Origin of the sequence: Vibrio sp. Vb0304 (assembly GCF_033338995.1) — a bacterium.
Lineage (GTDB): Bacteria > Pseudomonadota > Gammaproteobacteria > Enterobacterales > Vibrionaceae > Vibrio > Vibrio alginolyticus.
Map to the genome: position 1 here is coordinate 1 of NZ_JAWOTT010000098.1, position 1,579 is coordinate 1,579.

The 1,579-nt window shown below is 42.1% G+C and carries 2 protein-coding genes; both read right to left on the reverse strand.

Annotation, left to right across the window (positions count from 1 at the left end; all coding sequences use genetic code 11):
• Nucleotides 1–14: 14 nt before the first annotated feature.
• Nucleotides 15–1,106, reverse strand: coding sequence for a sensor domain-containing diguanylate cyclase (locus R7P35_RS24085; protein WP_005464959.1), 1,092 nt, complete (start codon nt 1,104–1,106; stop codon nt 15–17).
• A complete protein-coding gene (locus R7P35_RS24090; protein WP_005482833.1) occupies nt 1,106–1,567 on the reverse strand; it encodes an oxidoreductase in 462 nt (153 codons plus the stop codon). Before R7P35_RS24090 ends, R7P35_RS24085 begins: the two co-directional genes overlap by 1 nt.
• Nucleotides 1,568–1,579 lie beyond the last annotated feature (12 nt).

Below are 1,579 nucleotides of genomic sequence, written 5' to 3' on the forward strand. Positions count from 1 at the left end.
ATCATATATACCGTTTAACGTTGAAATTTCATTTTGTACATGCGCTTATCCGCTATGCTGATAAGAAAGTCAACATTATCGCTGTCACTTGGGTAGTGCGCGACGCCAATACTGGTCGACAGTGACGATACGTTGTTCGCGTTCAGAACCGGAGTATCAAACACGGAATGGATGTGTTTTTTTGCCTCCTCTGCATCGACGTCTGAGGACTCAATCACGACAGCAAACTCGTCTCCACCCATCCGATAGGTACTGAAGCTATCAATATTCATGTCTTTCAATCGCTTGGCAATTTCGCACAACACCGTATCACCAGCTTGGTGGCCGTACGTGTCATTCACGTTTTTGAACCCGTTTAGATCCAACAGACACAAAGAAAAAGCCGTTCGGTTGCGGGTGTTATTTCTCAACGTGACAAACAGAGCATTTCGGTTGCCAAGGCCAGTAAGGGGGTCACTCAACGCCAGCTTACGATGGAAGTGCGATTCTCTGTAGAAGAAGTAAGTCAGCGACAAAATCGACAAGACGAAAGTGGCAAACAGCATGTATTGCGCTTTCATCAATCGTTGGCTTTCATCTTTTTGTGTCTCGTACACTTGGCTGGTTAAGCGAAAGTTCTGGTTCACAAACTCCACCAAGTTTAAATACAGCGTTTGAGTGGCGCGATAAAACTGAGCTGCCGCTTGGCTGTCGCCGGTTTTGGCTTCCACCAACAGTGGTTCTAACTCTTTAAACTCATTAAACAGTTGCAAAAAATATTGTTGAATGTGATTGCGAGAAAAAAAGGTGTAGACGTCTTTACTATTTATTAATAAATCAAAACGGCTCCAAGCAAGCTCATACTGAAGTTCTGCACCTTCTATTTTTAAAACATTTTCGTCCAGTCGACGTGCTTCACTGACGAGCTCAGAAAGTTCTTTCGATAACTGGAATAAAAACCATGTCGCTTGTTTTTGCTCATCAGTAAAACTTTGCGCTAAGACCCGAGTTTGTTGGAGCAATATGACATTTGCGAGCAATAAAGAAGTGGCAAAAACCAAAAGGAGCATTTTGCTGGTCGTCGAATAATTTTTTTGTTTAATTGGGTAAGCTTCTGATAACTTCATTATTTTTGTTTTATTTTCATCTCATTAACTTGCCACACCATTTGGGCATGATATTCATTGTGATCCAATTCAGGATATTGACTGAGAGGGTATATCACCCAGTAAGGGCCTTTATTTCTCACTTTGATGTAATGATGATCTTGCTGGTACGCCAAAATTGGCTGATAACGAACAATATCTTTGCGAGATAAGGTGGAGTGATAGTTGTTTAAACTGCCGATATCGACTTGCTCTGGGATGCTTCCATAAACATGAGTCAGCAGCGTGCTGAGCTTTACACCAAGAAACTCTGAAGATTGTTGAATCCAAGGTAAATCAGTGGTGTAGCTGGTGGTTGGGAGAGATTGAAGCTCTTCCAGTTTAAGTGTGACGCTAGGTTGCTGAGGACTACTAAAAGTAATGGAATTGGCAGAAAGGAATGGTGCGAACAGCAGCAAACTGAGTGATACAATTTTTTTCATCATACGCCCTTT

Coding starts and splice junctions, on each gene's coding strand:
- R7P35_RS24090 (WP_005482833.1), bottom strand. CDS start 1,567: ATGAAAAAAATTGTATCACTCAGTTTGCTGCTGTTCGCACCATTCCTT.
- R7P35_RS24085 (WP_005464959.1), bottom strand. CDS start 1,106: ATGAAGTTATCAGAAGCTTACCCAATTAAACAAAAAAATTATTCGACG.